This is a genomic window from Nocardioides gilvus, from assembly GCF_003194605.1.
Lineage (GTDB): Bacteria > Actinomycetota > Actinomycetes > Propionibacteriales > Nocardioidaceae > Nocardioides > Nocardioides gilvus.
Map to the genome: position 1 here is coordinate 428,372 of NZ_QHKY01000004.1, position 16,269 is coordinate 444,640.

General features: G+C 66.8%; 10 protein-coding genes and 3 pseudogenes. 7 read left to right on the forward strand and 6 right to left on the reverse strand.

What is annotated here, in order from left to right; translation table 11 throughout:
- Position 1 precedes the first annotated feature (1 nt).
- Both DNK52_RS13905 and DNK52_RS13910 read left to right on the forward strand, forming a co-directional pair.
- Positions 2-1,162: an MFS transporter gene (locus DNK52_RS13905; RefSeq protein ID WP_110241595.1), complete on the forward strand. Its 1,161-nt coding sequence runs from the start codon at positions 2-4 to the stop codon at positions 1,160-1,162.
- A complete protein-coding gene (locus DNK52_RS13910) occupies positions 1,159-2,802 on the forward strand; it encodes an amidase (RefSeq protein ID WP_110241596.1) in 1,644 nt (547 codons plus the stop codon). The genes DNK52_RS13905 and DNK52_RS13910 overlap by 4 nt, the downstream gene beginning before the upstream one ends.
- Before the next feature lies 1 nt (position 2,803).
- Here DNK52_RS13910 and DNK52_RS13915 read toward each other — a convergent pair whose 3' ends face one another.
- From DNK52_RS13915 to DNK52_RS13935, 5 genes are all read right to left on the reverse strand, one after another.
- Positions 2,804-3,502 carry an enoyl-CoA hydratase-related protein gene (locus tag DNK52_RS13915; protein WP_110241597.1) on the reverse strand — a complete coding sequence of 233 codons (699 nt, stop codon included), beginning with the start codon at positions 3,500-3,502 and terminating at the stop codon, positions 2,804-2,806.
- The gene (locus tag DNK52_RS13920) at positions 3,499-4,656 is read right to left on the reverse strand and encodes an acyl-CoA dehydrogenase family protein (RefSeq protein WP_110241598.1); all 1,158 of its coding nucleotides are present in this window, start codon (positions 4,654-4,656) and stop codon (positions 3,499-3,501) included. Before DNK52_RS13920 ends, DNK52_RS13915 begins: the two co-directional genes overlap by 4 nt.
- Positions 4,657-4,711: 55 nt before the next feature.
- Positions 4,712-5,521 carry an aspartate/glutamate racemase family protein gene (locus DNK52_RS13925; RefSeq protein WP_110241599.1) on the reverse strand — a complete coding sequence of 270 codons (810 nt, stop codon included), beginning with the start codon at positions 5,519-5,521 and terminating at the stop codon, positions 4,712-4,714.
- Between the two features lie 196 nt (positions 5,522-5,717).
- On the reverse strand, positions 5,718-6,527 hold the full coding sequence (locus DNK52_RS13930) for a nuclease-related domain-containing protein (protein WP_110241653.1): 810 nt from the start codon (positions 6,525-6,527) through the stop codon (positions 5,718-5,720).
- 265 nt (positions 6,528-6,792) lie between these two features.
- Complete coding sequence (locus tag DNK52_RS13935) at positions 6,793-7,401, reverse strand: cysteine hydrolase family protein (RefSeq protein WP_162598781.1); 609 nt, start codon at positions 7,399-7,401, stop codon at positions 6,793-6,795.
- A gap of 516 nt (positions 7,402-7,917) precedes the next feature.
- Here DNK52_RS13935 and DNK52_RS16510 point away from each other — a divergent pair.
- The 4 genes and pseudogenes from DNK52_RS16510 to DNK52_RS13945 all read left to right on the forward strand — a co-directional run.
- Positions 7,918-8,097 (forward strand): annotated as a pseudogene (locus DNK52_RS16510) (hypothetical protein); the annotation flags it as partial.
- A 247-nt stretch (positions 8,098-8,344) separates the two neighbouring features.
- Positions 8,345-9,139 (forward strand): tyrosine-type recombinase/integrase, encoded by a 795-nt coding sequence (locus DNK52_RS13940; protein ID WP_204163540.1) that lies wholly within the window; start codon positions 8,345-8,347, stop codon positions 9,137-9,139.
- A 17-nt stretch (positions 9,140-9,156) separates the two neighbouring features.
- Positions 9,157-9,367 (forward strand): annotated as a pseudogene (locus tag DNK52_RS16370) (IS3 family transposase); the annotation flags it as partial.
- 85 nt (positions 9,368-9,452) lie between these two features.
- Positions 9,453-10,214: a hypothetical protein gene (locus tag DNK52_RS13945; protein ID WP_162598782.1), complete on the forward strand. Its 762-nt coding sequence runs from the start codon at positions 9,453-9,455 to the stop codon at positions 10,212-10,214.
- A gap of 200 nt (positions 10,215-10,414) precedes the next feature.
- On the opposite strand, the pseudogene DNK52_RS13950 reads toward DNK52_RS13945, so the two are convergent.
- Positions 10,415-11,684 (reverse strand): annotated as a pseudogene (locus DNK52_RS13950) (IS3 family transposase).
- A 548-nt stretch (positions 11,685-12,232) separates the two neighbouring features.
- Between DNK52_RS13950 and DNK52_RS13955 the strand changes: the two are divergent.
- The coding region (locus DNK52_RS13955) for a fibronectin type III domain-containing protein (RefSeq protein WP_204163541.1) at positions 12,233-16,269 on the forward strand (4,037 nt) is incomplete at its 3' end.

A 16,269-nucleotide genomic window follows, 5' to 3' on the forward strand; every position in this document is an offset into this window, starting at 1 on the left:
GATGGCCGGCAAGTCGAGTCGGGCGCTGATCGGCAGCGCCGCCCTGGCTCCCGGCATGGTGATGCTGGCCAGCTTCACTCCCACGCCCCTGTTCCCCCTCTACCAGGAGCGGTGGGGCATCGGCGAGACCGGCGTGAGCCTCATCTTCGCCGCCTACCCGCTCGGTGTGCTGACCTGCTTGGCGCTGCTCGGTGGTCTCTCCGACGTGGTGGGGCGGCGTCGCTCCATCCTGCTCGGTGGCGGGGTCCTCACCGTCGCCCTGCTGCTGCTCGCCAGTGCCGGATCGCCGGCGGCGATGGTGCTGGGGCGCTACGTCCAGGGTGTCGGGGTGGCCCTGGTCTCCACTGCGGCCGCCTCCGCCCTCATGGAGCTGCACCCCAAGGGTGCCGGGTCGGGCTCCCGGTTCAACACCGCCTCGATCAGCGTCGGCGTGGCGGTCGGCCCACTCCTCTCTGGGCTGCTCGCAGACACCCTGCCCGCCCCCTTGGTCACGCCCTATCTGGTTGTGGCCGCTCTGGTGCTGCTGCCTGTGCTGCTGGCCCTCCTCTCCCCGCCGACCGCTCGACGCCCCGGGGGTCGACTCGTCCAACCGATCAAGGTCCCGCGGGAGTTGTGGAAGCCGTTCCTCGCCTGTGCCGCCGCGGTGGCCGTCACCAACGTGTGCACCGGTCTCCTGGGTGCCTTCGGTCCCGAGGTGGCCCAGTCGGTTGGCTGGTTCGGCAGCGCGCTGAGCGGGGTCTTCGTCTTCGTCGTCCTCGGCGCCATCGCAGTGAGCCAGATCGCCGGCGGCGCGCTCACTCCCCCACTCGCCATGATCGGTGGCGGCCTCACCGCAGTGGCAGGGTGGGCTCTGCTGGCGCTGGGCAGCAGCCTGGCCAGCGCACCGCTCGCGCTCCTCGGCGCCACCACTCTGGGGCTCGGCGCCGGGGCCACCCTGCTCGGGTCGGCGGCCTCACTCGCCACCTGGGCTCCGGCCACTCGCCGGGCCGAGCTGTACGCGGCCTGGCTGCTGGTGCCGTTCACCACGCTGGGTGCCTCGGCCTTCGTGGCCGCCCCGGTCCTGGCCTCGACGTCGCTGGTCACCGTGCTCCTGGGTGCCGGAGCGGTGACGGCGTTGGCCACCGTCCTCGTCGCCACCACCGTCAAGAGGAGTCCCGCATGACGACGCCCCCCGGCATTGCCGACATCCACCGTTCCTTGCGGGCCGGGGAGACCGACGCAGTCACCGTCCTCGCCGACTTCGAGCAACGAGCCGATCTGTGGGAGCCCGCGCTGGGCATCTACCTCCACCGCGATCGCGAGCGCGCCCACGCGGCTGCCCGCGACGTCGACCGCGCTCTCGCGGCCGGGCAGTCGGTCGGTCCGCTGGCGGGGGTCCCGATCGGGGTCAAGGACATCGTTCGCACGCACGACGCTCCCACCACCGGGCAGAGCCTGGTCTCGCCGTGGGTTGCTGCAGGGTCCTGGGGACCCGACGCCACCGTGGTTCGGCGCCTGCGCCAGGCCGGTGCGGTCATCACCGGCAAGACCACGACGCTCGAGCACGCTCTGGGGTTCAGTGACCCCGAGAAGGGCTTCCCACTGCCCCGCAACCCCTACTCGGCCAGCCACTGGACCGGTGGCTCCAGTTGTGGCAGTGGTTCCGGGGTCGCAGTCGGCGCTTTCGCCGGTGCCGTCGGGACCGACACCGCTGGATCGATCCGGATGCCCGCTGCCTGGTGTGGCGTCACCGGCCTCAAGCCCACGTACGGGATCGTCCCTGCGGACGGTGTCTTGCCGCTGGGCTGGTCACTGGACCACGTGGGCCCCCTGGCCCGTACGGCCGACGACTGCGCGTTCCTCCTGGCTGCAATGGCGGGTCCCGCTGTCGACCAGGAGGGGCTCCTGAGCAGCCGAATCGCCCTCGAAGGACTGCGCATCGGGGTCCTGGTTGATGCCATGGAGCGGGCGACTCCACAGGTACGGGCCGTGGTGCAGGAGGCTCTGGGGACCCTGTCGGCGGCGGGCGCCGATCTCGTCGAGGTGAGGGCTCCCCACTACGACGCGGGCGTCGCTGCCACCATGACGACGCTGTCGGCTGAGGCGTACGCACTCCACCTGCCTGACCTGGCCACTCGGTGGCACGACTTCTCGCGGGCGACCCGCGCGGCCACCCTCAACGGCGTCATGGTCACCGCTGCCGATCTGGTGAGCGCGTCAAGACTGCGAGCCCACTTGGCGTCCCAGGTCGATGGCCTCTTCGACACGTACGACCTGTTGATCGGCCCGACGGCGAGCTCCACCGCCCCGCGACTCGACGCGCTCGACTTCGGGGATGTCGTCGCCGCCATGCAGACGGTGTACTGGAACGGCACCGGTCATCCGGCGCTCTCCCTCCCGGTGGGCGACGTGGATGGTCTTCCCGTCGGGCTGCAGGTGGTGGGGCGGCGTCATGACGATGCATTGGTCCTGGACTTCGGGCGCCGCTTCCAAGAGGTGACCGATCACCATCGACGACTCCCACCGGTGTCGCAGGCCGGGGCTGTCAGCGATCCGTCGCGCGACGGCCACGGCGGCGACGACAGCGAAGGGAGCGACGACGCAACGACGACTTTGGCGGCGAGCGAGAGCGATATCGCGCGGCTGGTCCTCGAACTCGAGGCCGGTGGTGTGCGACCCGATCGCGACGAGATCGTGGCGGCTGCGGCGTCGTGGCCAGGGCTGAGGGCCTCCCTCGCCGCGATCCACGCTGTCCCACTCCCTCGGGAGACCGAACCGATCACCCGACCCGCCGGCCCCGCTGAGTCAGCCCAGTCGCGCTGAGTCAGCCCAGTCGCTCGATCGTGGCCGCCACCTCGGCGCGGTAGCCGAGGGCGGCCGCGGCGCGCTCACCGTCTCCGAAGAGGTCGCGAGCAGCCGCGCGAGCTCCCCGGTCCGCTGCGAGCAGGGCTTCACAGGTGTCGGTGGCGGCCCGGTCGAGCTCGGAGCTGGCGACCACCTGGGCGCCCCCGTACGACGCCACCTCCGCTGCCGTGGCCCAGGCGCCGGTCAGCATCAGGCGACGGGAGGCCGGTCCGCCGACCAGGCGCTCCAACACCGAGGCACCCAGCGGCATGCCGAGCTCGAGCTCGGGGAGACGGATCCGGGAGTCATCGGCCATCAGGACGACGTCGGCGGCGGCCGCCAACAGCGCTCCGCCCCCGACTGCTGCGCCCCGGACGGCCGCCACGACCGTGGCAGGGCTCTCCAGCACGGAGAGCACTGCGTCGGTCCCTTGGCGCAGCAACTCGGCAACGGTGCCCGCTGCTTGCGCCGCAGCGAACTCCCGTAGGTCCTGTCCGGCGCTGAAGTTCGCCCCCGCTGAGGAGAGCAGCAGCACCTGGTCGGGTCGCAGCGATGCGGCGACCTCGGTGAGGGCCGCGTACCGCTCCGCACCCAGGGCGTTCGCCTTGGTCCCATCGAGACGGAAGTGCACGAGGTCACCGCTCGCGGTGACCTCGTAGCCGTGCTCGCCGGACCTCATCCGTACGACCGCGGCAGGCGGAGCGCCTTGTGCGCGATGTGGTTGAGCATCATCTCGGTGCTCACCGGCGCGATCCGGAAGAGGCGGACCAGCCCGGAGAGCGTGCTCAGGCCGTACTCGCGTGCCATTCCGTTGCCGCCGTGGGTCTGGATCGCGGCGTCGAGGGCCATCGAGGCGGTCTCGGAGGCCTCGACCTTGGCCATCGCAGCGGCCACGCCGCCGGTCTCTCCGCGGTCGGCAGCCCGGGCCGACACAAGGGTCAGCAACCGAGCGCCGGCCAGACGGGTCTCGGCCCGTGCCAACGGGTGCGCGATGGCCTGGTGCGTACCGATCGGGGCGCCCCACACGACGCGCTCGCGGGCGTACGCGGTCGCCTTGTCGATGGCGTACCGGCTGATGCCGTTGAGCAGGGCCGCACTCAGGATGCGCTCGGGGTTGAGGCCGGTGAAGAGCACACCAAGGCCCTTCTCTCCGCCCACGATGGCGTGGGCGGGCACCCGGACCCGGTCGAAGAAGAGCGAGAACTGCGACTCAGGAGAGATGATCTCGACCTGGATCTCGGTCTTGCTCAGTCCTTCGACCTCGGACGGCACGAGGAAGGCTTTCGGGCCGGGAGGAAGTTGGTCCGGGCCACCCTCGGCATTGGCGATCACCACCATCGCGTCGGAGTTGTCGACGTGGGAAACGTAGTACTTCTGGCCCGAGATCACCCACTCGCCGTCCTCGTAGACGGCCTTCGTGGAGATGTTGTGGGAGTTGGAGCCGGCGTCGGGCTCAGTGATGGCGAAGGCCATCACCTTGCTGCCGTCGGCCAGCCCGGGGAGCCACTGCTGCTTCTGCGCTGCCGAGCCGTGGTCCTTGATCATCGTGGCGCAGACGGCGGGCGAGAGCGCGATCAGCATCATCGGCAACCCGTTGGCTGCCATCTCCTCGGCGACCACCGCCAGCGCCTCCAGACCTTGGCCACCGCCGCCGAACTCCTCCGGCACAGCGACCCCCAGGGCCCCCAACGCGCCCAACTCGTTCCAGAAGGTGCGTGCGTTGCTTCCGTCCGAGCTGCTGGCGACGAAGTAGTCGTGGCCGTACTTCACGCAGACGGCACGCACTGCCTCACGCAGCGCGGCCAGTTCCTCGGCTCCGGCAAGGTGGGTCACGAGATGGTCCTCTCCGATCCGGTTGCCCGGACGAATGATGGGGGCGAAGGGGTGATCAGTTGCTGGGTGAAGGGATCGCACAGACGACGCAGTCGTCGCCGGTCTCTTCGGGGGTGTGCTCGAGCCAGGCGTCGACCGCGGAGGCAATCAGGGGGTCGCGGACGTGGGCCTGCGCTCCGTCGCCGTCGGCGGGCGGGGATGACGACAGGACCGCGGCACGCGCCGCGGCCAGGCCGATGCGCGCGGGGTCGAGCACCGGGAAGTCGCAGCCGGCCGCGATCTCGTCGGCGACCGGAGCCATGCACGTGCAGCCGAGGACGATGCCCTCGGCGCCAGTCTGCTCACGTACTTCTCTGCACGTCCTGATCAGGTCGGCCACCAGATCCACCTCGTGCCTGACCATCCTCGCTCGCACCGAGGTGCCCGTCCCGACGAGATCGAGTTCGTCCTCGGGCGAGTAGTGGTGGACATCGAGGCATGCGTCGGCTGCGCCGGGAACCGCCGCGAGGCGTTCGTCGTAGATGAATCCCAGGGAGGCCGGCCACACCGTGACCACCGCGAAGGTCCCCAGACCGACAGCCTCAGCCAACGCGGCCTCGCCGGCACCGATCACGGGCCGGTCGGTGATGCCGCGGATGGCGGTGACCCCGTAGTCAGCGAAGGAGTCGACGTAGATCCCGTCGGCGCCGGCAGCCAGCGCACTCTCGGCGGCGTCCAGGGTGAGCAGATCGGTGAGGATCCGTCTGGCTGGAGTCCGGGCGAAGACGCGCCGCCGCAAGTCGACCAGTTCCGTCGTCACGCCGCCGGGGTCGCCGCTCACCGGCGCAGACTTGCCGTCGGAGTTGATCATGACCAGCCGCTTCAACAGACTCTTCCTTACGATCGTTAGGTAGAAAGAGTGTCATGCTGAGCGGGGATCGTCAACGTGTGAGCCTGTTGGTGAAGGCTGACCGCCTGCGAGCCAATCGTTTGTTCGGTGGGTGGCGCCAAGGGTGTCGGGGAGGAAGCGGATGTTGCAGACGGCGAAGCATCGCCGCGTGCCGCTAGCTCTCCGAATTGGGTCAGGCCGCCCTGAAGTGGGAGGCCAGCGCTTCGCGAACGGCCAGGACATCAAGCGATCCCTCCGCCTCGCCGAGCATCTTCGCGAGCCGCTTGGGCCAAAGGGCATGCACTCCCCTGGTGGTGAACGACCCACCGAACAACGGCCAGTCGGCTTCGACGAAGCAGAGTGAGCCTGTGACCGGCAGGTCTCCGACGACGTCACGCACGAGTTCGACCTGCTTCAGGACACCATCGACCAGCTTGGTGCAGTCGCGTCGGCCGACGAGGACCTTCTCGACCCTGGGCCGGAGGATGCCGCCCTCGATCACGAGTTCGGGTCTTCCCTTGTAGCGCTTGGCGTCGATGACCCAGATGCCAGCGGGTGTGATAGCGATGTGGTCGATGTTCGCCTTCGACCCGGGGATCTGGCGGTCGTGCAGGACAGCGATCGACTCCGACGCGAGTGCGTCGAGGCGAGCACCCAGGCGCTCCTCCCCCACCGCGCCGACGTCCCACGCCTTCGTAGTCTGCTTCTCGTCCGAGAGTGCGACCGCGATCCCGCCCAACTTGCCCCACTTCTGACGGAGCCGTTCCTCGTCCTTGGCCTTGCGGCGCTCGTACTCGCGTCGCGCGGATGACCCGGCGACCCCCACGTCGGCAACTGCGTTCTCGACCAGTTGTTCCTCGGCCATCATCAGTGGGCCAGCCTGCGCGTCCGTCGGACACTCGACGCAGCGCACCGTCTTGGCCGTACGTTCGTAGATGGCGTCAGCCTTGGCCGGCAGCTCCGCTCCACAGAGGCGGCAGACACCGGCATACCGAAGCTTCATCCGTTTGTCGCCCAGCGGGCCAGGGGTCTGCTCCACGGTCAGTCGACCCACCAGAGGTAGCGGCGCACGAACTTCTCCTTGGTCGGACCGCCGTGGCCCTGCTGGATGAGCAGGTCGAGTTCTTCGTGCGTGGTCACCCAACTATCCAACCGCAACACCGGCGTCCCCACCGGGGAAATGGCACCCTGAACCGCCCCGGGGTCCGACAACCCCTAGCAGGAGAAGCTGCTGACACCCCTTGTCGGACAGACGCTTGGATCCTGACTCAGTTGCCGTTCCAAGCGGCGCGGACAGCCGCCAGGTCGGTGATCCGCCCGAAGAAGAACCCGATCGAGTTCAGGGCGTGGTCGTGGCGGGCCGGGTCGAACTCGGCGCACGCGTCGGCGACCACCTGCACGCCGTAGTCGCGCTGCCCGGCGTCGCGAGCGGTGGTCTCCACACAGATGTTGGTGGTGACCCCGGCGAGCACCAGGTTGCGGATGTCCAGACTCTGCAGCACCGGCTCCAACCGAGTCCCGTAGAACGAGCTCGGCCGTGACTTGTCGATGATCACTGCGTCCGGTCCGGGCTTCAGTTCATCGACGATGTCCGCATCCCAGGAGCCCTGTTCGAGCGTTTGGTTCCCGGAGAGCGCGGGGATGATCTCCGTGGCCATGTAGCCCGCGTCAAGATGACCGGGCTGGAACACGTAGCGGGTGTAGATCACCGGCACGTCGGCACGGTGCGCCAGGTCGACCAGCTCGCGGCAACCTGCCACTGCGGGCTGGAGGTTTTCGATTGGCAGATCCAGCGCCGCCATCGAGCCGTCCGGGGCAAGGAACCCGTTCTGCATGTCGATGATCAGTAGTGCAGTGCGTTCCGTCGTGAGTTCCATCGTCTGCTCCATTCCCGCCCGAGACCGTTGATAGGTCGGGTCAGCCTAGTTGTGCTACCCAGAGCGGTTGGATGCGTGGCCCGCTGGCGTCGCCCTTGAGTGCGTTAAGGACGCGGCAGGATTTGCCAGTGGAACCAGGCTAGGAGGCGCATGGCGGAGCCGGCGTTGGACCGCACAAAATCCCCTTCAGCTCCCTCTGCAGTGCAGGGTCGCTGTAGGACCCTGCACCCCGCTTTGTTGTACGGGGCAGGCGCACACACGAATTCGTACCGTCGGAAACACGTCGAGCCCCAGGGACGGGGGCTCTGACCTGCGGTTCTGCGGTGGGCGATACTGGGTTCGAACCAGACATCTGGCGTTCCGGTAGGGCGTGCAAAATAAGCCGCAAAAGCGCTCTGACCTGCATGTTTAGGGCTGTGCGCAGTGTCCCAGTTGTGGACTCCGAAGACCACGAATACCCTCTCTAAGACCACGCTTAGACCACGTAGAGACCACGAAACGAAGGGGTTCAGCCCCATGGCTCGGACCGGCAGACGCTCCTTCGGGGCGATCGAGAAGATGCCAAGTGGGCGCTACCGTGCGCGCTACACCGACCCCTACGGACGCCTCGCGCCCGATGGCTCTCAGATGCGCCACAACGCACCCTTCAGTTTCGCGGCCAAGGCCGATGCCGAGGCATGGCTCGTCGACGAGCGACGCCTGATGACGGGAGGAGACTGGACGCCACCTGCCGAAAGGCTCGCTGCGCGCAGGCAGGTCTCACCCACCATGGCCATGTATGCCCCCCCAGTGGCTTGGGCAGAGAAAGGTCAAGGGACAGCCCCTGGCCGACCGCACACGCGACCACTACCAAGACCTCCTGGACCGATTCATCCTGCCCAGGTTCGCGGACGTCGAACTGAAGCACATCTCCCCCGAGTCGGTTGCACAGTGGTACGACAGCGTGGACAGGCCGACTTACCAGGCACACGCCTACTCTTTGTTGCGCGCGATCATGCGCACTGCGGCCGACCCCACGAAGAACAACGGCTCACCCCTCATCCCATACAACCCGTGCGGGATCTCCGGGGGCGGCTCGTCAGGCGGGAAGCGCAAGATCAAGCCGGCGACCGTTGAGGAGATCGTCACGATCGTCCAGAACATGCCGGACAAGCACCGCCTGATGGTGATCCTGGCCGACAGTTGCGCCCTCCGCTTCGGGGAACTCGCTGAACTCCGACGCATGGACGTCAACACGAAGAACGCTGTCATCCACGTACGCCGCAGCGTCGTGCGCTCCAAGTCAGCCGGCGTCGTTGCCAAGGCGCCCAAGAGCGAGGCAGGCATCCGCGACGTGCCCATCCCACCCGACATCCTCGAGGCCGTGGTCGAACATCGAAGGGAACACTCGGCGCCGGGACCCCAGGGGCTGATGTTCCCGGGCGCCGGCGGTGGCCATCTCTCCCCGAGCGCCTTCTACGGCAAAATCTCCAAGACGCGCCGCGGCAAGCCCGACACCACGGGCTGGGGTTGGTACGAAGCTCGTCGTCTCGCCGGACGCGAGGACCTTCGTTTCCACGACCTCCGGCACGGAGCGCTGACCGAAGCCGCTCGCCACGGCGCGACGTTGGCCGAACTCATGGCGCTCGGCGGCCACTCCACCAGCCAAGCGGCGATGAGATACCAGCAGGCGGCCTCTGGGCGCTTGGCCGAACTAGCGCAAAAGCGCGCAGAAGCACGCGGGTGGAAAGCCCCATGAGTCGCCTGAGCTGAGGCAGCCACTACCAGGTCAAGAGCCGCCAATCCTCGGCCCGTGCCCAACGCGACGAGGTGCTGGCGCCGATGGTGCGGCAGCTGTGGCAGGACAACTATTGGCCTACAGCGCCCGGAAGATCCGGAAGCCGCCCGACGCACCGGTCACGACACCAGCCGCGACCAAGTGGCCCGCCTGATGCACATTGATTGCAGCGAGATCGCGCGTTCCACCTGAACGTGCAGCGGTTACACGTCAATTCGATAGGACCCACCGAAACCGGCCCCTAACCTGAGATGCGATAGCTAGCATCACGATCATGAGTAATCAGCGTCGCCCATTTGTGCTGCTCGTCTTGATCCTGGCCATACCGGCCTTGGCGTCGTGCACCAAGGCTGGTCCGACCGAGCCGGCCGGCGTCGCGACGGCAGACAAGGAGAACGCTCTCCAAGACGCGACCACGGTATGCAACGGTCTCCTGCCCTTGGGCGAAGACGGAATGGCAAATTTCATCACTTCAGCACGCGAATCGGCGAATCTCGCCGCAGAGGCTGCACTGAACGATCCCCGGTGGGACGGTCTCGCCACTGCCGCTTCAGACATGTCCGTTGTCTACGACAAGGTTGGTGGCACGGAGGGCACCGGTGCCGATGCGCTGCCGCGCCTGCGCGAACTGTTGCCGGAGGTTGAGGCCGCGAAGGGCGCTCTTCTCGCGGAATGTCGGCGGGTGCTGGCGGCGGGAGGCGCCGTGGACGAAGCACGGATGGACGGCTTCATCGAGCCAGAGTCGGATGGCTCCGACTGGTACTTCGCGGACGACGACTTGACCGAGATGGAAATTGCATACTCGGAACGCCAGCAGCGCGACTACTTGGATACTGCCCATGAGTTTGACCACGAAGACGAGTTGGACTCTTGGTCGGACAACACCGTCGTCCGACTGGGCGCTTCCTTCTGCGAAAGCTACGAGTACGGGGTACCTGAAGACGAACTCATGACAGCTCTCAGCGAGGAGAAGTCCCTCGAGATGGACACCGCCGTCGCGATAGTCACGGGCGCGCTCATGGAACTGTGCGAATAGGTCCCTTCCCATACGGCACGCACGGCTCGGAGGGAAGTACCCGGATCGCTTGCTCCCGAAGCTCATCGGGGTACTTCCTCGGTGCTCCCATAACCGGCCCGTCGCATTTGAGGGTGTAGGAGTCCCTTCAACTCCGTAGCCCCAGACCGGCCTCACGAAGATTTGCAGGTGAACCGCACTGGGTCTGATGGAGAGTCGGGCTATTGGATTCCAACCAGGAGTTGGTCGGTCCGTTTCGTAGCGTAGAAGGTCTCCTCGAACTCTGCGGGCGGGACGTCGCCCAGGTAGCCGTGCAGTCGATCGTGGTTGTGCCAGTGGACCCAGCTCAGCGTGGCCAGTTCGACGTCCTCGACCGTCTTCCAGGGCCGTCCCTCCCGTGCGGGACCGCGGATCAACTCGGCCTTGTAGTAGCCGTTCACGGTCTCTGCCAGGGCGTTGTCGTACGAATCTCCGACGGTGCCGATCGAGGGAACCGCACCGATCTCGGCGAGGCGTTCGCCGTAGCGAATCGACGTAAATTGACTGCCGGCGTCGCTGTGACACCGCAGCCCGTCGAGCTGGGTGCCGCGTGACCAGCGGGACATTTCGATGGCGTCGAGGACCATCGTGGTCCGCATGTGCGAGGCGACCCGCCACCCCACGATCATCCGGGAGTGGGCGTCGATGATGAAGCAGACGTAGGCGACACCGGCCCAGGTCGGCACGAACGTCAGGTCGGTGACCCACAGTTGGTTCGGTGCGGTGGCGGTGAAGTCGCGGCCCACCAGGTCGGGGTGCCGCGGCGCACCCGGGTCTGGCTTGGTGGTGCGGACCCGCTTCCTACGCCGCACGCCCTCGATACCGGCGGTGCGCATCAGCCGGGCGACCTGATCACGGCCGACGTCGTGACCGGCACGCCGGGCGGCCTTCCAGACCTTCCTCGCGCGCCGTAGACCCGGAAATTGTCCTCCCACAACTGCCGCACCACCGGCGCCATCACCTCGTCGCGCTGAGCGCGAGCGGAGGGTTGGCGGTTCTTGACCTCGCAGTAGCTGCTCGGGGCCACCTGCAACACACCGCAGATGCGCTCGACCCCCAGACGCCGACCCGCGACCACGTCGTCACGGTTAGCGTCGATGAACGCGGCTACTTCTTGTGCTGGCGGTCGAGCTCCGCCCCGAAGAAACTGGCTGCCCTCTTCAAAATTTCGTTGGCACGCTTCAGCTCCCGGTTCTCCTGCTCGAGCGCCTTCAACCTCGCGGCGTCACTCGTGGTGAGGCCCGCGACATTCCCCTCGTCGATGTCGGCCTGGCGGACCCAGGAGCGCACAGACTCAGTGCCGTACCCGAGCTGGGACGCGACGCGCTGGACCGTGCCGTGCTCGGTGCCCAACTCCGCGCGCAGGGTCCGGACCATCCGCACCGCGGCGGCCTTCTCTTCGTGGCTGTAACGACGGGTCGTCGGCTTCCCCGGGGTGGTGTCCTTCGGCATGAGTACATCCTCGTTTCCAAACGATGGAGACTCCAACCAACCCAGTGCGATTCAGTCCACGGAGCGGGGTCAAGGCCAGGGCGAACTGGCTGCTGGACGTTGGGGCGAGGCTGTAGCCCAAGCTAGTCTGCGACGTGCAGGACGTGCTGTGTATCCCGACGCCAGCCTGGCCAGCGCGTTCAAGGGGACGGGGTCTGCTGCACCAACTGGCGTGTCACCCATCTGTTTAGCAGACCCCACCGTTCCACGTCGCAGCTACGTCCGTCCACCGCGGATGCAAGGCAAAGAACTGCACAAACCGGCGTGCACGCCGCGACCCCGCCTATATGGTGCAGTTCCACAGGAACCGTGGTGCCAAGCGGGCTGACCCGGGGGGGACCCATGAGCAGAGCGAGTCGGCTCGCTCTGCGGGAAGTACAACTACGTGACCTCCGGCCCCCGGGCGGGCGGAAGACTGGTTCGGCAGTGCTCGTTCCTGACATGTCTGAACCTGTGCGGCTCGGGAGGGCCTGTCGATGAGGCGAACTATTGCGGGCCTGGTTGTCGCGATGCTAACCATCGCGCTCGGTGGCACGTTTACACCGTCTGCCGCCGAGGCCACAACGATTGTCTCAGAGACTCATGTCGAGCCGTACAGCAACACCGCCGAGGCCTACGTCGAGCGACTTAGGACCCTCACTGGAGGCGCCTATGCCGATGACGATCTGCGGTTGATGCTCGCGAGTGACATCACGGGCCCAGTCGTGCAGCTCTTGGTCGACAAGGTAACCGCAGTCGAGGGCCGCGCAAAGGATGACAGCGACCAGGTTGCTGAAGCCTACAAACGCATGGCGAGCTACATTCCGGACCTCGCACAGGATGAGACCCTGGCGACCCTTGTAGAGCTCGAGTCGATGGCGCTGGCCTCGAAATGGTCACCCGCGCGTGTCATCCCGGTCGTTTACGCTGCCAGCGAAGCGGCATCCCAGGTCGCTCAGTTGGTCGACCTCGCCGCGCCATTGTTTGTGATGCGCGACTACAAGATCGTGCGGAATACCTACGACTACCAGCGCAGTCTCGGCTTCGACCATACGGCCGCCGGCATTGCAACTCGGCAGGACGAAGTCATCATGGCGGGTGGCTTTCTGACCCGGGCGGCGTCGGGATTTCAGATGGGCGAGAGTGAGGTCCTGGAACTAGCCGCGCTCGACTACGAGGCTGCCACAGGCGAGACGCGTTCGGAACTCACGAGACTTGTAGCCCGGCTCGCGGAGGCGCTCGAGGGCAGCAAGAACGTGCGCGCGGTGGTGGAGCCCAGCGGCCGCACTCATCTTTTCGGACTCGAACTCTACGAGAGCGTGTCAGGTGACGACGGAATTCCATTCTCGGCGTTCCGCCCGGGCGACCATCTGGTGCTTGATGACCCCGGGCACATCAACGCTGTAAGCGGCCTCGTTGCCGGCATGCTCGTCCGCGTCCGAGTGATGTACGTCGATCATCTCGGTGGTCGGATCGCGACCCGCCGCCAGGGACAGACGCTCTTCTTCGAAGTCGAGGAGCCCTGGAGCACGTACGGCACCAACGGTCCGGGGAGTTGGAGCTCCGGTGGGTCTGGGCGGACGGCAACGAGGTCCTATCCATGCGGTGGTGACTTCGCGGAGTCCTACAGCGGCACCCTCGGTAACGGACAGCCGTTCACACTTGAGGCTCGAGGTCATGTGCCAGCGCCCTGGGACCTTGAGTTCGCTGTCTCGGGCCACGACATCGGGAACCCAGTCAACGTCACGGCGGGGCCGGGAATCCCCCGTGACGGCTCGGTGAGCGTCGCCTGGGACTTCCAGGATGGCAGGCCGCCGACGAGCGGCTTCACGGCGACCCGGACCTTCGACAACGCGGGCCTCCGCCACATCACGATGATCGTGTCAACGGACTCGTGCAGCACCTCAGTCTCAGAGGACGTCGCAATCGTCGATGCTGAGGGAGTCGTAGATCTGACCTCGGTTTCGCGCGATACCCGCCTGACAAGTGCCGTCGCGCGCTACCGCGTGCCGTATCCCGTGACGATCCCAAAGGGTGTCGTGCTCTCCGCAGAGCCGGGCGTCACACTCGAGTTCGCAACTGATGCCCGACTTGACGTTCTAGGCACGTTCAAGACCCAAGGCACCGGCAATGCCCCGGTGGTTCTCACGCGCACAAAGTCCTCGTCGGAGTCTTGGTCTGGATTGGAAGTCTCACGAGGTGGCCACCTTTTGCTCACCGGCGCCGAGATTCGACACGCTCGGACAGCGATTTCTACTACTAACGACAGCTCCGAGACCATCATCGATCTCGACCGCAGCACCATCACTCACAGCGGCACCGGCGTCAGCGTCCACAACGGGATCGCGACGATCACGGACACTACCTTCGCTGACGCAGGTCCTAGCGCTATCGCGGTTTTCGGTGGCCATGACCACACCATGGTTGGCAACACCATCACCGATTCCAGCATCGGCATCAACGCTGGGGCCCGCGACGCGAACGTTCGTATCGAAGGCACGACTTTTAACCGAGTCGAGACCGAGATCTCTACTTACTACAACGGCAGTTCCGTCAGAGTCAGCGACACCCGCGTGCTCGACGGGACGGGACGCATCGAGGTCGGCGGACCGCATACCAGCAACATCGCCTGGACCGGCGACCTCACCTACGTCGTCACGGCGCGCGTCGACCTGCCCGCTGGCTCGACCCTAGACATCGCCCCCGGACGCGTCGTCAAGTTCGCCCCCTCAACGGGCCGCCTGCCGAATCAGTTCCACGTCGATGGCGGCACCCTCAACATCTCCGGGACCCCTGCTGCGCCTGTAACTCTCACCGCGCTGGCCGATGACACCGTCGGTGGTGACACCAACCACGATGGGCACGCCACGATTCCCACCCGCGGCACCGCCGATGGTGGCATCTATCTTGCCCGCGGCGGCCGCGTCCATCTCTTCGACACCCACCTACGCCACGCCACGACCGCGCTCTCCACCGCCAACGACAGCTCCGAGACCATCATCGATCTCGACCGCAGCACCATCACTCACAGCGGCACCGGCGTCAGCGTCCACAACGGGATCGCGACGATCACGGACACTACCTTCGCTGACGCAGGTCCTAGCGCTATCGCGGTTTTCGGTGGCCATGACCACACCATGGTTGGCAACACCATCACCGATTCCAGCATCGGCATCAACGCTGGGGCCCGCGACGCGAACGTTCGTATCGAAGGCACGACTTTTAACCGAGTCGAGACCGAGATCTCTACTTACTACAACGGCAGTTCCGTCAGAGTCAGCGACACCCGCGTGCTCGACGGGACGGGACGCATCGAGGTCGGCGGACCGCATACCAGCAACATCGCCTGGACCGGCGACCTCACCTACGTCGTCACGGCGCGCGTCGACCTGCCCGCTGGCTCGACCCTAGACATCGCCCCCGGACGCGTCGTCAAGTTCGCCCCCTCAACGGGCCGCCTGCCGAATCAGTTCCACGTCGATGGCGGCACCCTCAACATCTCCGGGACCCCTGCTGCGCCTGTAACTCTCACCGCGCTGGCCGATGACACCGTCGGTGGTGACACCAACCACGATGGGCACGCCACGATTCCCACCCGCGGCACCGCCGATGGTGGCATCTATCTTGCCCGCGGCGGCCGCGTCCATCTCTTCGACACCCACCTACGCCACGCCACGACCGCGCTCTCCACCGCCAACGACAGCTCCGAGACCATCATCGATCTCGACCGCAGCACCATCACTCACAGCGGCACCGGTATCACTGCCCACACCGGCACCACGACCGTCGACGATTCGTCCTTCAACGATGTTGACCTCGGCATTAATGCTGAGAGCCCGACGACGGTCCGCCGGACGGATCTGTCGAGGACTCGAACCGGCGCGGCGGGCGGTGCAATGCTTGACGCGCGCCTGAACTGGTGGGGTTCGCGTGAAGGGCCCGGGATCGGAGAAGGTCGGTCCTCTGCGACCGAGTTGGTCCGTGTCGCTCCTTGGTGCACCACCCCGTCATGCACCGAGGAAAGCAGTGTGCCGGCTGCGCCGGCCAAACCCACGGTGGTGCTGGACGGTCGCACCGCCACTGTGTCGTGGCCCGCGCCCGCCACCAACGGTGCCGCCCTCACCGGCTACACCATCACCGGCACCAACGGCGCCGGGGTAAAGACCGTGGCCGGCGACGCCACCAGCGTCGAGTTCCCCGACCTGGACCGCGGCAAGGCCTACTCGTTCACCCTCATCGCGACCAACGCTGTCGGCAACTCCGCCCCCTCACCCGCCAGCGACGCCATCACGATCGCGGCCCTGAAGCCCGACACCCCCACCAAGCCGACCGTCACCCTCGGCGGTCGCACCGCCACTGTGTCGTGGCCCGCGCCCGCCACCAACGGTGCCGCCCTCACCGGCTACACCATCACCGGCACCAACGGCGCCGGGGTAAAGACCGTGGCCGGCGACGCCACCAGCGTCGAGTTCCCCGACCTGGACCGCGGCAAGGCCTACTCGTTCACCCTCATCGCGACCAACGCTGTCGGCAACTCCGCCCCCTCACCCGCCAGCGACGCCATCAC

Coding starts and splice junctions, on each gene's coding strand:
- DNK52_RS13935 (WP_162598781.1), bottom strand. CDS start 7,401: ATGGAACTCACGACGGAACGCACTGCACTACTGATCATCGACATGCAG.
- DNK52_RS13915 (WP_110241597.1), bottom strand. CDS start 3,502: ATGAGGTCCGGCGAGCACGGCTACGAGGTCACCGCGAGCGGTGACCTC.
- DNK52_RS13910 (WP_110241596.1), top strand. CDS start 1,159: ATGACGACGCCCCCCGGCATTGCCGACATCCACCGTTCCTTGCGGGCC.
- DNK52_RS13945 (WP_162598782.1), top strand. CDS start 9,453: ATGAGTAATCAGCGTCGCCCATTTGTGCTGCTCGTCTTGATCCTGGCC.
- DNK52_RS13905 (WP_110241595.1), top strand. CDS start 2: ATGGCCGGCAAGTCGAGTCGGGCGCTGATCGGCAGCGCCGCCCTGGCT.
- DNK52_RS13930 (WP_110241653.1), bottom strand. CDS start 6,527: ATGAAGCTTCGGTATGCCGGTGTCTGCCGCCTCTGTGGAGCGGAGCTG.